This window comes from Anabaena sp. TISTR 8404 (assembly GCF_056847745.1).
Map to the genome: position 1 here is coordinate 4,321,360 of NZ_CP180578.1, position 15,225 is coordinate 4,336,584.

The 15,225-nt window shown below is 39.9% G+C and carries 19 protein-coding genes; 12 read left to right on the forward strand and 7 right to left on the reverse strand.

The genetic code is table 11. The features are described from left to right. The first annotated feature begins 11 nt into the window (after positions 1 to 11). Together ACMX3D_RS18740 and ACMX3D_RS18745 are read left to right on the forward strand one after the other, a co-directional pair. Positions 12 to 683, forward strand: a complete 672-nt coding sequence (locus tag ACMX3D_RS18740) for a beta/alpha barrel domain-containing protein (RefSeq protein WP_482747375.1) — start codon at positions 12 to 14, stop codon at positions 681 to 683. A 315-nt stretch (positions 684 to 998) separates the two neighbouring features. Next, the gene (locus ACMX3D_RS18745; RefSeq protein ID WP_482747376.1) at positions 999 to 2,321 is read left to right on the forward strand and encodes an OmpP1/FadL family transporter; all 1,323 of its coding nucleotides are present in this window, start codon (positions 999 to 1,001) and stop codon (positions 2,319 to 2,321) included. A 32-nt stretch (positions 2,322 to 2,353) separates the two neighbouring features. Here the strand turns inward: ACMX3D_RS18745 and ACMX3D_RS18750 are convergent, their stop codons facing one another. Then, the gene (locus tag ACMX3D_RS18750; RefSeq protein WP_482747377.1) at positions 2,354 to 2,485 is read right to left on the reverse strand and encodes a hypothetical protein; all 132 of its coding nucleotides are present in this window, start codon (positions 2,483 to 2,485) and stop codon (positions 2,354 to 2,356) included. Between the two features lie 9 nt (positions 2,486 to 2,494). On the opposite strand from ACMX3D_RS18750, the gene ACMX3D_RS18755 reads away from it, so the two are divergent. Together ACMX3D_RS18755 and ACMX3D_RS18760 are read left to right on the forward strand one after the other, a co-directional pair. After that, positions 2,495 to 2,824 carry a DUF433 domain-containing protein gene (locus tag ACMX3D_RS18755; protein WP_482747378.1) on the forward strand — a complete coding sequence of 110 codons (330 nt, stop codon included), beginning with the start codon at positions 2,495 to 2,497 and terminating at the stop codon, positions 2,822 to 2,824. Between the two features lie 26 nt (positions 2,825 to 2,850). After that, complete coding sequence (locus ACMX3D_RS18760; RefSeq protein WP_482747379.1) at positions 2,851 to 3,141, forward strand: DUF5615 family PIN-like protein; 291 nt, start codon at positions 2,851 to 2,853, stop codon at positions 3,139 to 3,141. 107 nt (positions 3,142 to 3,248) lie between these two features. Here ACMX3D_RS18760 and ACMX3D_RS18765 read toward each other — a convergent pair whose 3' ends face one another. Both ACMX3D_RS18765 and ACMX3D_RS18770 read right to left on the reverse strand, forming a co-directional pair. Continuing rightward, complete coding sequence (locus ACMX3D_RS18765) at positions 3,249 to 3,815, reverse strand: Uma2 family endonuclease (protein ID WP_482747380.1); 567 nt, start codon at positions 3,813 to 3,815, stop codon at positions 3,249 to 3,251. Positions 3,816 to 3,899: 84 nt separating this feature from the next. Further along, a complete protein-coding gene (locus ACMX3D_RS18770; protein ID WP_482747381.1) occupies positions 3,900 to 5,486 on the reverse strand; it encodes a B12-binding domain-containing radical SAM protein in 1,587 nt (528 codons plus the stop codon). 197 nt (positions 5,487 to 5,683) lie between these two features. Between ACMX3D_RS18770 and ACMX3D_RS18775 the strand changes: the two genes are divergently transcribed. Beyond that, positions 5,684 to 6,292 (forward strand): Uma2 family endonuclease, encoded by a 609-nt coding sequence (locus ACMX3D_RS18775; RefSeq protein ID WP_482747382.1) that lies wholly within the window; start codon positions 5,684 to 5,686, stop codon positions 6,290 to 6,292. A 10-nt stretch (positions 6,293 to 6,302) separates the two neighbouring features. Here ACMX3D_RS18775 and ACMX3D_RS18780 read toward each other — a convergent pair whose 3' ends face one another. Next, positions 6,303 to 7,259: an NAD-dependent epimerase/dehydratase family protein gene (locus ACMX3D_RS18780; RefSeq protein WP_482747383.1), complete on the reverse strand. Its 957-nt coding sequence runs from the start codon at positions 7,257 to 7,259 to the stop codon at positions 6,303 to 6,305. Between the two features lie 181 nt (positions 7,260 to 7,440). After that, a complete protein-coding gene (gene hemE, locus ACMX3D_RS18785) occupies positions 7,441 to 8,502 on the reverse strand; it encodes a uroporphyrinogen decarboxylase (protein WP_482747384.1) in 1,062 nt (353 codons plus the stop codon). A gap of 116 nt (positions 8,503 to 8,618) precedes the next feature. Between hemE and ACMX3D_RS18790 the strand changes: the two genes are divergently transcribed. Genes ACMX3D_RS18790 through ACMX3D_RS18800 form a run of 3 tightly spaced genes read left to right on the forward strand, consistent with a single transcriptional unit; the run spans position 8,619 to position 10,980 of the window. Next, the gene (locus tag ACMX3D_RS18790) at positions 8,619 to 9,362 is read left to right on the forward strand and encodes a hypothetical protein (protein WP_482747385.1); all 744 of its coding nucleotides are present in this window, start codon (positions 8,619 to 8,621) and stop codon (positions 9,360 to 9,362) included. 29 nt (positions 9,363 to 9,391) lie between these two features. Continuing rightward, positions 9,392 to 10,096: a Uma2 family endonuclease gene (locus ACMX3D_RS18795; protein WP_482747386.1), complete on the forward strand. Its 705-nt coding sequence runs from the start codon at positions 9,392 to 9,394 to the stop codon at positions 10,094 to 10,096. A gap of 5 nt (positions 10,097 to 10,101) precedes the next feature. Then, positions 10,102 to 10,980, forward strand: coding sequence for an aspartoacylase (locus ACMX3D_RS18800; RefSeq protein ID WP_482747387.1), 879 nt, complete (start codon positions 10,102 to 10,104; stop codon positions 10,978 to 10,980). 3 nt (positions 10,981 to 10,983) lie between these two features. Here ACMX3D_RS18800 and ACMX3D_RS18805 read toward each other — a convergent pair whose 3' ends face one another. Together ACMX3D_RS18805 and ACMX3D_RS18810 are read right to left on the reverse strand one after the other, a co-directional pair. Beyond that, positions 10,984 to 11,310 (reverse strand): hypothetical protein, encoded by a 327-nt coding sequence (locus ACMX3D_RS18805; RefSeq protein WP_482747388.1) that lies wholly within the window; start codon positions 11,308 to 11,310, stop codon positions 10,984 to 10,986. 9 nt (positions 11,311 to 11,319) lie between these two features. Further along, entirely contained in the window at positions 11,320 to 12,738 is a 1,419-nt protein-coding gene (locus ACMX3D_RS18810) for a radical SAM protein (RefSeq protein ID WP_482747389.1), read from the reverse strand. Between the two features lie 334 nt (positions 12,739 to 13,072). Here ACMX3D_RS18810 and ACMX3D_RS18815 point away from each other — a divergent pair, with 334 nt between their 5' ends. From ACMX3D_RS18815 to ACMX3D_RS18830, 4 genes are all read left to right on the forward strand, one after another. Beyond that, positions 13,073 to 13,420 (forward strand): DUF2499 domain-containing protein, encoded by a 348-nt coding sequence (locus ACMX3D_RS18815; RefSeq protein ID WP_482752378.1) that lies wholly within the window; start codon positions 13,073 to 13,075, stop codon positions 13,418 to 13,420. Further along, complete coding sequence (locus ACMX3D_RS18820; RefSeq protein WP_482747390.1) at positions 13,417 to 13,713, forward strand: DUF3593 domain-containing protein; 297 nt, start codon at positions 13,417 to 13,419, stop codon at positions 13,711 to 13,713. The genes ACMX3D_RS18815 and ACMX3D_RS18820 overlap by 4 nt, the downstream gene beginning before the upstream one ends. Before the next feature lie 198 nt (positions 13,714 to 13,911). Next, complete coding sequence (gene hisA / locus ACMX3D_RS18825) at positions 13,912 to 14,685, forward strand: 1-(5-phosphoribosyl)-5-[(5-phosphoribosylamino)methylideneamino]imidazole-4-carboxamide isomerase (RefSeq protein ID WP_482747391.1); 774 nt, start codon at positions 13,912 to 13,914, stop codon at positions 14,683 to 14,685. A gap of 153 nt (positions 14,686 to 14,838) precedes the next feature. Then, positions 14,839 to 14,961 carry a hypothetical protein gene (locus ACMX3D_RS18830; RefSeq protein WP_482747392.1) on the forward strand — a complete coding sequence of 41 codons (123 nt, stop codon included), beginning with the start codon at positions 14,839 to 14,841 and terminating at the stop codon, positions 14,959 to 14,961. The last annotated feature ends 264 nt before the right edge of the window (positions 14,962 to 15,225 follow it).

Below are 15,225 nucleotides of genomic sequence, written 5' to 3' on the forward strand. Positions count from 1 at the left end.
ACTGCTTCAAGATGGATAAATTGATAATTTTTGATACCACCATGCGCGATGGCGAACTGATACCTGGTGTCAAAATGAATCTAGAACAAAAAATAGCTATCTCCCAACTATTAGAAGAAATGGGAGTAGATATTATTGAAGTGGGCTATCCAGGAAGTTCACCAAAAGATTTTGGTGAGGTCTTTAATATTTCAAAAATTATCAAAAATTCTACAATTTGTGGATTAGCCAGCACCAAACCAGAGGAAATAATTAGCGTTGCTGAAGCTATTAAACCCGCAATTAAAGGGAAAATTCATACTTATACACCAGTCAATCTACAAAATAAATCTAAATTAAACGCAGAACAGGTATTAGAAACTATCAAAGCTAGTGTTTCTTTAGCGCGAAATTATTGTGATGATATCGAATGGAGCGCTTTTGATGCTCCGAGAAGTGAACCTGATTTTTTGTGTAAAGCTGTTGAAACTGCAATTACTCATGGTGCGACAACTGTTAGTATCCCTGATAGTTTAGGGCTATCATCATCAGCAGAATTTTCCCAACTTCTACAAATGATTTTTAATCGAGTTCCTAATATTGACAAAGCTGTTGTTGCAGTTCATTGCCATGATGATTTAGGTATGGCTGTTGAAAATTCATTGATAGCCTTAAATTGTGGCGTAAGACAAATTGAGTGTTAAATTAATGGTTTAGGCGCAAGAAAAGGAAATGCAGATTTAGCAAAAGTTGTGCATAGTATTTTAGAGTTAGGAAATTATCAAATTAATATAGATATTGCATTACTTAATCAAGTGTCGGAGTTAGTATCCCAAGTTATTGGAAGAGTTTAAATCGATAATCAAAAAGCAAAATATCACTGTCAAAAACTAAGTAGTTTATCCTCACAAAAATTAAATTTAATTTAGCTGATTGCTTCACTTATTGTCACAAATATCACTTATAAGGATGTATCAAGTTGATGCACAATAAGTATTAGCACTTAAAAACTTTTTAATATGAAGCGATCGCAAGCGCATTTTTACTTAGTACCAACACTTACAGCATTAATAATTAGTAACACTGCAAATTTAGTATTAGCTGGCGGATTTGCCCTGAATGAACAAAGTGTCAAAAACGTGGGCAATGGCTATGCGGGAACTGCTGTTAACATTGACGATGCTAGTGCTATCTTTTTTAATCCGGCTGGGTTGACGCACTTAACAGGTAACTCAATTACTGGAGCTACCTTTGTGATTTTCCCGACGGTGAAATTTCAAAATCAGGGTTCAACAGTTGTCACAGGTGCGCACTTGACAGGAAGTAATGGCGGTGAAGCTGGTGTTGATGTTATTGTCCCAAATCTCTACGCTGCTTGGAGTCTGTCTGATACGGTGAAGGCGGGTATTGGCTTTAATGTTCCTTTTGGCTTGGCGACAAAATATAGTAATGATTGGGTTGGACGTTACCAAGCTGTCGAGTCTAGGCTTTCCACAATTAATATTAATCCCACAGTGGCGGCTAAATTGTCAGATAACTTTTCTGTGGGTGCAGGTTTAGATGTACAGTATGCAGAGGCTACACTTTCTAACGCCATTGACTTTGGTTTAATCGGGCGGAGTGTCGGCTTACCTACCCAACCGCAACAAGCAGATGGTTTTGTGAAAGTAACTGGTTCTGATTGGAGTGTGGGTTATAACTTAGGAGTAATGTATGAACCAAGCAAACGCACCCGCATCGGTTTAAGTTACCGTTCTCCGATTACCCAAGATATTCGGGGGAATGCAGATTTCACGGTTCCACAAAGTCTTCAAGTACTAACAGCGAGAGGTCAGTTTACAGATACCGGGGCTAAAGCCGTTGTCAATCTTCCTGATATCCTATCACTTGCTGTATATCAAGAATTGAGTCCCCGTGTTTCGGTTGTTGGTGATGTGACTTGGACAAATTGGAGTCGCTTTAAAGAATTACGGGTTCAGTTTGATAATCCCAGACAAGCAGATAGTGTGCAGCCAGAAAACTGGGAAGATACATATCGTTTTGGAGTTGGTGTAAATTACGCGGTGAACGATAAATTAACACTGCGGACTGGTGTGACTTACGATCCTAGTCCCATTAAAGATGAATTTGTAACTGCTAGATTACCAGGTGGCGATCGCACTTTGGTAGGTGTGGGTGCTAGTTACCGTCCTTCCAAGTCCTTTAGCCTTGATGTTGCCTATAGTCATGTTTTTGCAGAAGACAGCCCCATCAATCAGTCCAGCACTACCACGGGTACAGTTAGAGGTGAATTTGAAAGCTCTGTAGATGTTTTGGGATTACAACTGAATTGGCAGTTTTAGGTTTATACTGAGGGCGATCGCTTTGAATTTTCTCATCGAATGATTGGGCGATCGCTATCTCGAAACTGACTGATCTGGTATTCTCCATCAACTAAGTTTGAAGAACAGTCTATGCTAATCTTTCCAGCAAAAATCCATTTATGATTGAAAACAGTTAGATTCATAGTGGATTTATGCCAGTCTTAGCAGCTAAATCTTACGTAGAATACCGCAATGATGCTTATTGGGTAGAAGGAACTTGGATTTCCCTTGACTCGATTGTCTACGCTTTCCGAAAAGGGTTATCGCCTGAAAGTATTGTTCAGTCTTTTCCGTTGCTGACACTTGAACAGGTTTATGGAGCGATCGCGTTTTATCTAGCGAATAGTATTGAAATCGATGCTTACTTAGCAGCAAAGGAAGCAGCATTTGATTCTATGCCTCAACCTCTTCAAGCCAGTGATCCTGATTTGTATAACAAACTCATAGCGGCTAAAGCAGCAAGACAGCAGGTAGAGCCGTGATTGTTCGCTACTAAGCCGATGCTGATTTGAACCAAGCAATCGTCACAGGGGTTTTACGACGAGAGCCGACAGTTGACTTTCAAACAGCCTTTGCTGCTGGATTGGCAGGAGTTAAAGATCCAGAAGTATTGGCGATCGCAGCGCAACAGCAACGAATTCTTGTTAGTCACGACCGCAAAACAATGCCATCGGAATTTGCTACGTTTATTACCAGCAATCAAAGCTCAGGGGTTATCATCGTTTCCAGAAAGCTATCGGTTGAGGTTGTTATTGAGGAGTTATTGTTAATTTGGATAGCATCCAGTGCAGAGGAGTGAATGAATCGCATTGCAAAGCTTCCTCTTTGACGCATCCCAACAGCCCCAATGCACGCCGCAACCAAATCAATACTCGGTATCTTTGCTATAAAATTATCAGGCGATCGCTAACTAAAACAAACCTTAACAGCACAACTAAATCCTGGCAAAAGCGGACTAGTTAAATTATCTTCTTTATATAAAGTAGCCGCTAATTTTAAAACACCATTTTCACGACGGTATATTTCTACTGTTTCTCTCTCGCGATCAAAAATCCAGTATTCTTGCACTCCTTGAACTGAGTATAGTTTTAGCTTTAACTGCTTATCTCGTTTCTTCTGCACTTCACCTGGAGACAGAACCTCTATTACTAACTCCGGCGCACCTGTTAAATGTCCCGCTTCATCCAATATTTCTGACAAACGCTCATTACTTACCCAAACTACATCAGGAATCACATTATCAGCATCGTTGAAAATGATTCCTATACCAGTAGCAGCATCACCTAACTCTGTTTCCCTAGACCAGAGTTTTAGCTGCATACAAACATTATCACCAACATTTTGATGTTTCCAATGCGGCGCTCTGGTCACAAACAGTTCTCCATCGATTATCTCATAACGCTTGCCGTCGTCAGGAAATAACTCTAAGTCAGCAGTTGTCCAACGGACTTTTTCTGATGCGGTGGAAGACATACAATTTTGGATTTTAGATTTTAGATTTTGGATTTTGGGAGAGGATGTTTTTTTATTCCCTACTCCCTATTTCCTATCTTTAATTTAACTAGCGATCGCCTCTGTTTTTTCTGCCACTGGCACATAAGGTTTTTCTGCGCCTTGTGCCAAATATGCAGCTAACTGGCTTTCAATTTGGTCGCGGACAATTTGGCGATATTCTAGAAAATGCTCGTTATGGGCGCAAACAGCAATGTAATGTTCAAGAACACCAGGGTTCCGCTTGAGAATGCTAAATAAATGATGCCAGAACTTCCAACGGGTTTCCCGTTTAATTCCTTGTCGCCAAATGACAATCAGCAGTGCTTTCACTACTACCCACTCTGGCATTTTGAAGGGTGCTTTCCATTTTGGTGTACCCATCATTAAAAAGCAGCGATAGGTGCGGTCTAAATATTTTACTGGGTCGTATAAAGTACAAAAAGCTTCAACGTATTCCCTGGCAAGTTCTTCTAAAGGACGGGTAGGAATAAAGTTCATCAACGTGGTTTGGTTGATGTTACTTTCTGTATTTTCTCGCAATCTACCTTCTTTTTTCAGACGATGCCACAGTGCAGTGTTGGGTAGCGCTTGTAACATAGCGAAAGTAGTTGAGGGAATACCAGCTTGTTCTGCAAAACGGACGATGCGATCGCCTGCGCCTGCTTTTTCACCATCAAACCCGATAATAAACCCAGCCATTGGACGCAAACCCGCTTTGATGATGGTTTGCACTGCATCTATCAAGGAGTTACGGGTATTTTGAAACTTTTTGGTGAGTTGCAAGCTATCTTCGTCTGGTGTTTCAATTCCCAGAAATACCGCCGAGAATCCAGATTCAACCATCAATTCTAGCAATTCAGGGTCTTGCGCCAAGTCCACAGAAGCTTCGGTATCAAACCGGAAAGGATACTGATGTTCTTGCATCCAGACTTTTAACTCTTTCAGTAATAATTTCACATTCCGCTTGTTACCGATAAAGTTGTCATCTACCATGAACACACCCCGCCGCCAACCTAATTCATAGAGATAATCCAACTCTGCTAACAGTTGGGCTGGGGTTTTGGTGCGTGGTTTACGACCATAGAGAACAATAATGTCGCAAAATTCGCACTGGAATGGACAACCGCGCGAAAATTGCACCGACATCATGTCATAAGCATCTAGTTCGAGCAAATCAAAGCGGGGTACGGGCGTGCTTGTGACATCTGGTTTTTCTGTGGTACGAAAAGTCCCAGATTTTTCACCCCGTTGAATTGCTTCCACAAACATCGGTAAGGTGATTTCCCCTTCATCCAGAATGAGGAAATCTGCACCAACATTTTGGACTTCGTGGGGTGTGGATGTTGGGTAAGGGCCACCAACTGCAACTAACTTACCACGCCGTTTTGCTTCTTGAATCTGTTCGAGTAAGTCTTGCTTCTGGACAATCATCGCCGAGAAAATGACCACATCTGCCCATGCCCATTCTGCTTCGGTCACAGGGCGAATATTGCGATCAACTAGTTTAAATTCCCATTCTTGGGGCAGAATTGCCGCTACAGTAACTAAACCCAAAGGTGGTAATAAAACCTTGCGATCGACTAAATCCAGAATCTTTTCATAAGACCAAAAGGTTTTAGGAAATATTGGATAGACTAATAAAACTCGCATGTAGTAGCAATCCTCACACTCTTATTATTTTCCCACTCTAACGAAAATCATTACTTATTGACTTTTAGTTATATTGGCTTTAGCTTACCGTTAATAGTTTTGACTGTGCAATTATTAATTTGTGCCTTCATTGTAAAGAATATTCAATATTGTAAAAATAGGATGACCATCGATTCTTAGTGATGTAAGAGGTCAAGATGGCACAGATACCTGCTAACCCAGAAACGCTATTGATTGAGTTACCGAAGGCGATCGCATTGTATGTCACCCAGGAACAGTTTGCCGCAATAGCCGCAGCTAACCGAGACTTGAGACTGGAAAGAACGGCACAAGGAGAATTAATCGTGAATCCGCCAACTGGTTGGGAAACTGGGAAACGCAATTGGAGTATTGCTGGAGAATTATACCTGTGGTGGCGGAATGCGGGTGAACCGGGTCAAGCCTTTGACTCCTCAACTGGCTTTGTCTTACCCAATGGTGCGATTCGTTCTCCTGATGCTTCTTGGGTAAGTCAAAAACGTTGGCAAGCACTAACTCCCGAACAAAAAGGAACTTTTGCTAATATCTGCACAGATTTTATAGTTGAATTACGCTATAGTTTGGATACCCTCAAAACTCTACAAGAGAAAATGAGGGAGTATATCGAAAATGGCGCAAAACTAGGCTGGTTAATCGATCCGCAGCAGGGATGGGTAGAAATTTATCGCCCAAGTTTGGCGGTAGAAGTGTTAGAAAATCTGGCTGAGTTGTTGGGTGAAGCAGTTTTACCAGGGTTTATTTTGAATTTGTGTCGGGTGTGGGATTGAAATTAGTAATTTATTTTCTTCCAGGCACACCGCTAATTTTCAACACATCACTCATGGTTGCACAATAATTTGGCAAACCAAAACTAGCAGGATTGACAGCATTTTCATAAGTAAAATGACGATAATTCATGCAAAATCTATCCCAAGCAGCCATTTGAATACGGAACACCGCAATAATCAAATTAGCTAATGATATGGATAGGGGAATACGAAAATAAATTTTTTTGCCTAGATAAGTACAAACTTCTTCTATTGCTTGATTAACGTGTAACCCTTTTTGACCTAAAACTAATTTGCGTTGTTTCTCTGTTTGGGGTGGATTTTCAATTAAATATTGTACGACAGTAGCAATATCTTTTCCGTGGATAAAGTGAAAACTACCGTCTGCTTGTAAAAAGCGAATTAAATTAATATATTTTGTAACTTCTTGAATGCCAGATGTAAGGTGCGAATAGGGTTTGTTAGCATCGCCACCTAAAACTAGCGTGGGAAAGACCGTGGTAATTTTAGGTGCGATCGCTAGTTTTTCTTTCTCATGCAAACATTGATATTTAGAACCGATATAATCAGTGCCAATCTCACCTGCTTCTTTAAGAGGTTGGTTTTTGTTATCTAAAACACTAGCTGTAGAAAAATAGATTACCTGTTCGCAACGTTCTGGGTCTAACAAACTGAGCAATTCTATTGTTTTAGCGACATTAATATCGTAAGTATTCTCTCCGCCCCAAGCTGTTGCTGTTAACACTGCTACATCAATAGTTGATAATAAATCAGCAAAGCGTTTAATTTCTTGCATATCACCTTGCAAGACAGTAATACCGGGGCGTAATTGTGTATTGACTTGCAGTTTATTAGGGTTTCTAACTAGTAAAAATAGCTCGTGATTTGTATTTTGAATTAATGCTTCTGAAATGTAATGACCGATGCAGCCACTTGCGCCTGTGACTAAAATTCTTTTCTGACTCATATTAAATGTTTTTGCAATTAAGAGTTAATAATAAAGTTAAATGTTCCGGGATAAAATTTGTTTCGCGCAAAGGCAAGGCAGCGCGCTGGGCGGGTTTCCCGACTTGAAGCGACTGCCGGGCAAAGGCGCAAAATAGTGTCTTTGTGGTAAAAACTTTCTTACCACAAAGACACAAAGGTAGTTAACTCACCAGTGCTGCTGTACTGAGTTGCTTGGCTGTTTCAAAGAAGAAAGCGACGTTTTCTTCTGGGGTATCTGGTAGGACACCATGACCAAGGTTGAGGATATGACCCCAATTGCCAGCTTTGCGAACGGTATCATAAATGCGATCGCGGATGAACTCTTTGGAACCATAGAGTACACCAGGATCAAGATTACCTTGTACTTTCATGTGCTTGCCTAATCGAGCGCGAGCATCCGCCATGTCTACAGTCCAGTCAACGGTGACGATATCAGCACCAGATTGAGCCATTCTTTCTAACACGCCAGCACTTCCACTAACTAAAAGAATTAATGGTGTGTCAGGGTGGGTTTGTTTGACTTGCTGGAATACTCGTTTTTGATAAGGCAGGGCAAAGGTATCGTAATCTTGAGGACTTAATTGTCCTGCCCAAGAATCGAACATTTGCACTACTTGAGCGCCGCAGTCAATTTGGTAACGGGCGTAAACAGCGATCGCATCTGCCAATTTTGTTAGCAGTTGGTGTAAAATTGCCGGGTCTGAGAAGGCCAAGTTTTTGATGATGGAATAGGTTTTAGAACCTTTTCCTTCGACTGCATAAGCAGCTAACGTCCAAGGCGCACCGACAAAGCCTAATACTGTTGATTTGTTGCCCACTTCTTGGCGTAACGCCTGCAAGATGGGTTTAATAAACGGTAGTGATGCCTCTGGATCTAAATTATGCAGGCTATCAACTTGTGCTTGAGTGCGAATGGGCGAATGAATAATTGGCCCTTTACCTTCCGCAATGTCCATATCAATGCCCAAACCAGGCAATGGAGTTACAATGTCGGAAAATAAAATCACTCCGTCCGGCTGGAAGGCTCTCCAAGGTTGCAGGGATACTTCAATCGCTACTTCAGGAATTTCGGAGCGCTCGCGAAATGAAGGATACTTTTCCCTTAGATCTCGGTACGCCTTCATATATCGTCCCGCTTGTCGCATCATCCATACGGGGGGACGATCTACTATTTCACCACGAGCAGCCCGCAGGAGATGAGGAGCCGTTGAGGAAACACCCATTTAACACTTCATCCTAAGTCACTTTGTTATGTCAATGTTTAGCTTATCATTCTGAGATTACGCTTTTTCAGAAGGCTTGCTTTAAAAGCCCAAGTCTTAGCTTTACTTAACTTAATATGCCAACTGATTCTAATAATCCAAATCCTTCTAATGTTGCAGCTACTAATAGCAATTCCGCACCAGGAAAATTATTAATCCCACGTTCCCAAAGCCGCAGGTTTTTTCTATTGTTTATTTTTATGACAGTTTTGGGTTGGGTGGTAGGTGGTGTGTTCAGTCTTGCTGTAGAAAGAATTCTGACACAAAGTCTTGCTGCGGCTGGGGCTTCACAATTGCAAATATGGAGTTATTGGATAAGATTACTCAGCAATATTGTATTTGCCGTAATTTTTGCTGGTGACCAAGCATTAGTAGTGCGTCGTTATCTTTCTGGTTGGCGATGGATGATTGCCACTAGTATAGGTTGGCTAACTGCTGATTGTGTAGCGACAGCTTGGATTAATTATATTTCCTTCATAGCCAGTTCGCTTAATGAAGCTTTATCTCCTGAGTTAGCTGTTATCTTTGGATTCTTATCAACAATTGCTTATATTTTTTCTGGAATTTGGATGGGATTACTTCAATGGTTAGTAGTAAGGCGTTACACAAGTAAATCCTGGTGGTGGATTTTTGTCCCGTCAATTGCTTTCTTATTGATTAGTTTGTTGGTTTGGTTACTATCCTTTGTGCAGAATTTTATTCCCGAAGCAATATTGTATGGTAGCCAACAAGGATTTACAGCAATTATTCTAGGAGTTGTACCAGCTATTGGATTATGTACTTTAAAAAGGCGTTTACAACGCCAAACTCAGGTAAGTTGAGGAAAACCCAATTAGTAGGAAATACTCGTATGTTTCACTACAATCCGTTAGAATGTTTACCTTCATCAGCAGAATTACCCGACTCTGACGATACACCCGTGGATAATGAACTACAAATATTAATTCCCAGCTTATTATTAGCAATTTTAACCAACATTTGGCAAAGTCGTGAAGACTGGTTTTTTGGTATAAATATGGGGATTTATTATGCAGCTAGTACACCTGCGATCGTACCATATGGATTTTTAAGTTTAGGCGTAGAACGTTTTATTGGCGAACATGGACGTTCTAGTTATGTGATGTGGGAAGAAGATGGTATTCCGCCAATTTTAACGTTAGAAATTGTATCCCAAGCATACAACTACGAATATGAGCAAAAGAAATTAGATTATGCTCAATTGGGCGTATTATATTATGTGATTTACGCACCAACACGCTTACGCCGGAAACGTCAACGCCTGGAAGTTTATCGCTTAGTTGATGGAGAATACATTTTACAATCCAGCGATAAAATTTGGATGCCAGAAGTGGGTTTAGGTATTGGCAGAGAACGCGGAACTTATCAAGGAATGACGCGGGAATGGCTATATTGGTACGACGAAAATGGTAAACGATATTCCACACCAGAAGAATTAGCAACTGCACGACAACAGCAACTAGAAGAAACTCAAAACCAGCTTCAAGAACTCTTAGCTAAATTACAACAAAAGGGAATCGATCTAAACAATCTTTAAAAAATATGGTAAACATCAATTCAGTAGTAATTTCTACTGGCACACATGGTAATGAATTTACAGGCATATATCTGGGTAAAAAGTTTGAACAGTTTCCAAGCCTGATTCAGCGTCCTAGTTTTGCTACTCGTGTTTTATTGAATAATCCTAAAGCATTTGCAGCAGCTAGACGTTATATTGATAAAGACTTAAATCGGTGCTTTGCAACAGCAGATTTACAAAACCCCCTACTTGCTAGTTATGAAGACATTCTGGCAAAAAATATTTATTCTTCTCTAAAAGAAGAAAGTAAAAATCAGCGACAGGTGCTTATTGATTTGCATAGCTCAACTGCAAATATGCAGCTAACTATTATTTTAAAAAGTCAACATCCATTTTTACTGCAATTAGCTGCTGCATTAAGTGCAATTAATCCTGATGTGAGAATTTGTTATTCTCAACCTACAAGCAACTATAACTATCTTTGTTCGATATCTGAATTGGGTTTTGCTATTGAAGTAGGCCCTGTAGCACAGGCAGTTTTAAATGCTGAGTTATTTCAAAAAACTGAAGCGTTAATTTATCAAGTTTTAGACTATATAGAAAGTTACAATCAAGGATTATCTCAACATCAAAATCGTAGCTTGACATATTATCAATATACAGGAGTTATTGATTATCCACGCAACAAAGATGGAGAAATTCAGGGAATGATTCACCCCCAACTTCAGTTTCGAGATTATGAACCGCTGAACCCTGGTGAGCCGCTATTTTTAACATTTGATGAGAGTGCGATCGCATACCAAGGCACATCTACAGTTTACCCTATTTTCATCAACGAAGCTGCATATTACGAAAAGGGAATTGCTATGTGTTTAACTGAGAAGAAAATACTAGAAATTTAACTTTTAACGTACAGTAAACAGTAAAAAACAACCACCATTCAATAAAGCAGTAATTGCTGCACCAATAACTACACCATTTCTCATAGCTATTTGCCGCTTCCGTTGTAATAAAATACAAAGTGGAATCACATAAAAAAGCTGCCAAAACAGAAAACCTAAAGTTCCAATTAGCAAAACTTGTAACCCAGCGTAGCTACCAGAACGAGAATTTACCTCTAAAATATAACCAAGCGCAAATATGATGATTATGGCTATAATATGGCATCCTAACAGCAATAGGATACCTAAAATTGTTTGTATAATTTCATTTTTATTATTTCTTTGCGACATTAAATTATCCTAGTACTTATTGTTTACTAAAGAATACCCCGCACTACCTTCGCGGTAAAAAATATTGAAAGTATCAAACGGAATAATCCTACCATCGGGATGAACAATATGGATGCAGGAACGCTTCACTGAACGTACATCAAAGTTGAAGGGGTCGAGAAACTGCACAATCATTACTCGAAATACATTGCTGTAGTTGATACTTTCGGGGACAGGTAACATTGGTAAACAACACAAAAGTTGCTTCAATGATACAGCCGCAGAGTTTGGTGAATGGCTTGTAGAAAATAGTTGAAAAATGTGCCGTTTTAGTTCTTCATTTTGCTCATAAAGTACGCTGTTAGGCACAATATCTACAAAAATATCAGGATTGATTAAGCTAGTTAGGGGTATAACTTTACCGTTAAGTTTCAACGCATAAGCCATTGCTAAACAATCTGGATGGCAGGGAACTGGTAGAATATCTTCTGGTTTAAAATGATGAGTTTGTTCTAGAATTGACCGACGCACTTCTGTCAAAGTATACCTATCTCGTTTTTCGTCAAATCCTTCTAATCTACCTGCTGCTTGTATTAGTTGAAAAGTTACACCACGAATACATTTTTGTTGTAAGGCGTAATCAATAATTTTACCAATTTCATGGTCATTAAGCCCTTTTTTGAGCGTAACTACCAAAGTTGTCGAGATATTATATTCGTTGAGATGCTCAATTGCTTTTTCTCGAATCTCACGTAAATCTGCGCCGCGTAACTCTTCTAAAGCTGCCTTTTCAAAACTATCAAATTGCAGATATAATTCAATTCCTGGCATATATTGACTGAGGCGATCGCAAAATGATTTATCCTTGGCAATCCTCACACCATTGGTATTAATCATTAAATGCTTAATCGGCTTACTTTTGGCAATATCCAATATTTCAAAAAACTCTGGATGGATAGTCGGTTCACCACCACTTAGTTGTACTATCTGGGGTTCACCTTCATTCGCCACCACCGCATCAATCATTTTTTCAATATGTTCTAAACTGCGATGACGGCGGGGTTGATGAGATATTTCCGAAACCTCAGATGTGCCAGAATCAGCATAACAAATTGGGCATGAAAGATTGCATCTATCAGTTACTTCTATTAAAGTTAAACAACTATGCTGTTCATGGTCAGGACACAACCCACAATCATAAGGACAACCGTGTTTAATTGGTGTATTAAACTTTAAAGGCATATCCCCTGGTTTAATAAATTGAAGTGATTTTTTATAATATTCAATATCATCTGCTATTAAAACTTTTTCCTGTCCATGCGTCGGACAGTGTTTAATCATGTAAACACAGCTATCTTGGAAAATAATTTTTGCTTCAACTTTTACAAGACATCTTGAGCAAATGCTATTTGTTAAAGCGTAAAAAAGATAGTTTCTTGTAGGATTCATAAAACTCTTGCTCTCTTCTTCGCGTCTGGAGCGCCTCTGCGTGAGATAAAAAAGATGTGGTTTATTTACCTAAAAATAACTGTAAATGTGTACAGGCAAAGCCAAAAATAAAAATTTATATATTTGTTAAAGGTTAGTTACATAAAAAACTTTCTGAGTTATGAGAAAATTGGTGTTGAACATAACGAGAGCCAACAATAACAATCCAAATTTGAGCATCTGGGTGAAGAGCTTCAATTAGGTGAAGATATTCAAAGGCGATCGCAAGCTGCTATTTTACTTGCGTCAACTTTAAACTACGATTAACTTTTGACTCTTGACCTTTGACTTTTTTATGCACGCCCTATCAATTCCCACTTGGATTATTCATATTTCTAGCGTTATTGAGTGGATTGCCGCGATTTGGTTAATCTGGACTTACGGCGAAATCACTGGTAACCGCAGTTGGTGGGGATTGTCCCTGGCCATGTTACCAGCTTTAGTGAGTGCTATGTGTGCTTGCACTTGGCATTATTTTGACAATGCAGAATCTTTAGAATGGCTGGTAACGCTACAAGCTACCATGACCTTAGTTGGTAATTTTACGCTTTGGGCAGCAGCTGTGTGGATTTGGCGTTCCACCAAGTCTGCCAAAAATGTCACTAATACTATTGTAGTCCCATCTATTAAATCGGAATTATGATATCAAAAGAAACCCTATTTGCCCTTTCTTTATTTCCCTATTTGGGTTTCTTGTGGTTTATTAGCCGCAGTCAACAAATGCCACGTTTAGCACTGTATGGATTTTACGGCACACTTGTGTTTGTCGGCATTACCATTCCTGCGGGTATTTACGCCAAAGTGCAGTACGGAGAGGCTTTGGCGAATGTAGATTGGTTACATGGGGGTGCGGAAGTCTTTTTAACCCTGGCCAATATTTTGATTGTGATTGGTTTTCGCCAAGCTGTGAAAGAGAGGTTAGGGACTAGAGACTAGAGGCTAGTATTTTTACTCAGCACTCAGCAACGCCAGTTCACTCAAGTCGAGCCACTGCGTTACGGGGGTTCCCCCCGTTGTAGCAAGTGGCGTGGGAAACCCTTTCGGCAGTTCCTCCTGGGGGAAACCCCCAAGACCGGACTGCCTCACCACGGCGCTGGCTCCTCAGCACTTAGCACTTTTAAAAAGGAAAGATAAATGGACGTAATTCCAGCAATTGATTTACTTGAAGGTCGATGTGTGCGACTGTATCAGGGAGACTATGAAAAATCGCAAGTTTTTAGTGAAAATCCTGTTGATGTTGCCAAACAATGGGTAGATCAAGGTGCAACTCGCTTGCACTTAGTTGATTTAGATGGAGCAAAAGCAGGTAAAGTAGTAAACTTGAAGGCTATTGAAGCGATCGCTCAAGCAATATCAGTACCGATTGAAGTTGGTGGTGGATTGCGCGATCGTTCTAGTGTGCAACAAGTGTTTAACTTGGGAGTACAATGGGCAATTCTGGGAACTGTCGCCGTCGAACAACCCCAGCTAGTCCAAGAACTCTGCCAAGAATTTCCCCAACAGATTATTATTGGCATTGATGCCCGCAATGGGAAAGTAGCAACGCGTGGTTGGTTAGAAACCTCGGAAGTTTTAGCCACCCAACTGGCTGTGCGAATGCAAGAATTAGGTGCAGCAGCCATTATCTACACCGATATTCACCGCGATGGCACTCTTAGTGGCCCCAACATCGAAGCCTTGCGCGAACTTGCCAATGCTATTTCCATCCCTGTAATTGCTTCTGGTGGTGTCAGTTCTGTGACTGATTTGTTGAGTTTGTTAGCCTTAGAACCCCAAGGTGTCACAGGTGCAATTGTGGGACGTGCTTTGTATACTGGCGATATTTTACTCCAAGAAGCACTGCGAGCGATCGGGCCAGGACGCATTCAGGACATACCCCCAAATCTTGGCTTTTCCTCTTTCGCCTAAAAATAGCTTGATGTAAAATCGCAGCTAAACAAACTATGTTGTAAACACATAAAGCAAGTTATGTCTGTTTAGCTGCGGATAATTTCCGGAATAGCTATTTACACTGTTGTAGTTCAATTAGTAAAGATTATACAAACAGTGAGTGTCTTGATTATGCCTCGCAAAAAACCCCGTAATAATGGTAAACCAATTAAAACAGAACCTGGTGCTATTTGGGTTATCGGCAAAAATGACAACATTGCTCAACCACATCTGAAAAAAATCGATGAACCATAATAGCCGTGTATACAATTTAATTACATATCTATAAAAATAATATTTCCTAAAACTTTTAATTATTTAAAATATTGGGTTTCTTCTTTCCATAGAGGCGCAAATATCATCGCGTCTCTTTTTTATTTTATCTGTAAATTTTTTGACTATTTTCTGGATTCAGTAATGTTCTTGTTGTATATAAACTTATAGTTAATTTCCACAGTCTTATGTCTAATCAAAAATCGAATGCTAATCAGCAACCAAGTAAAAAAGCTAATCAAGTTA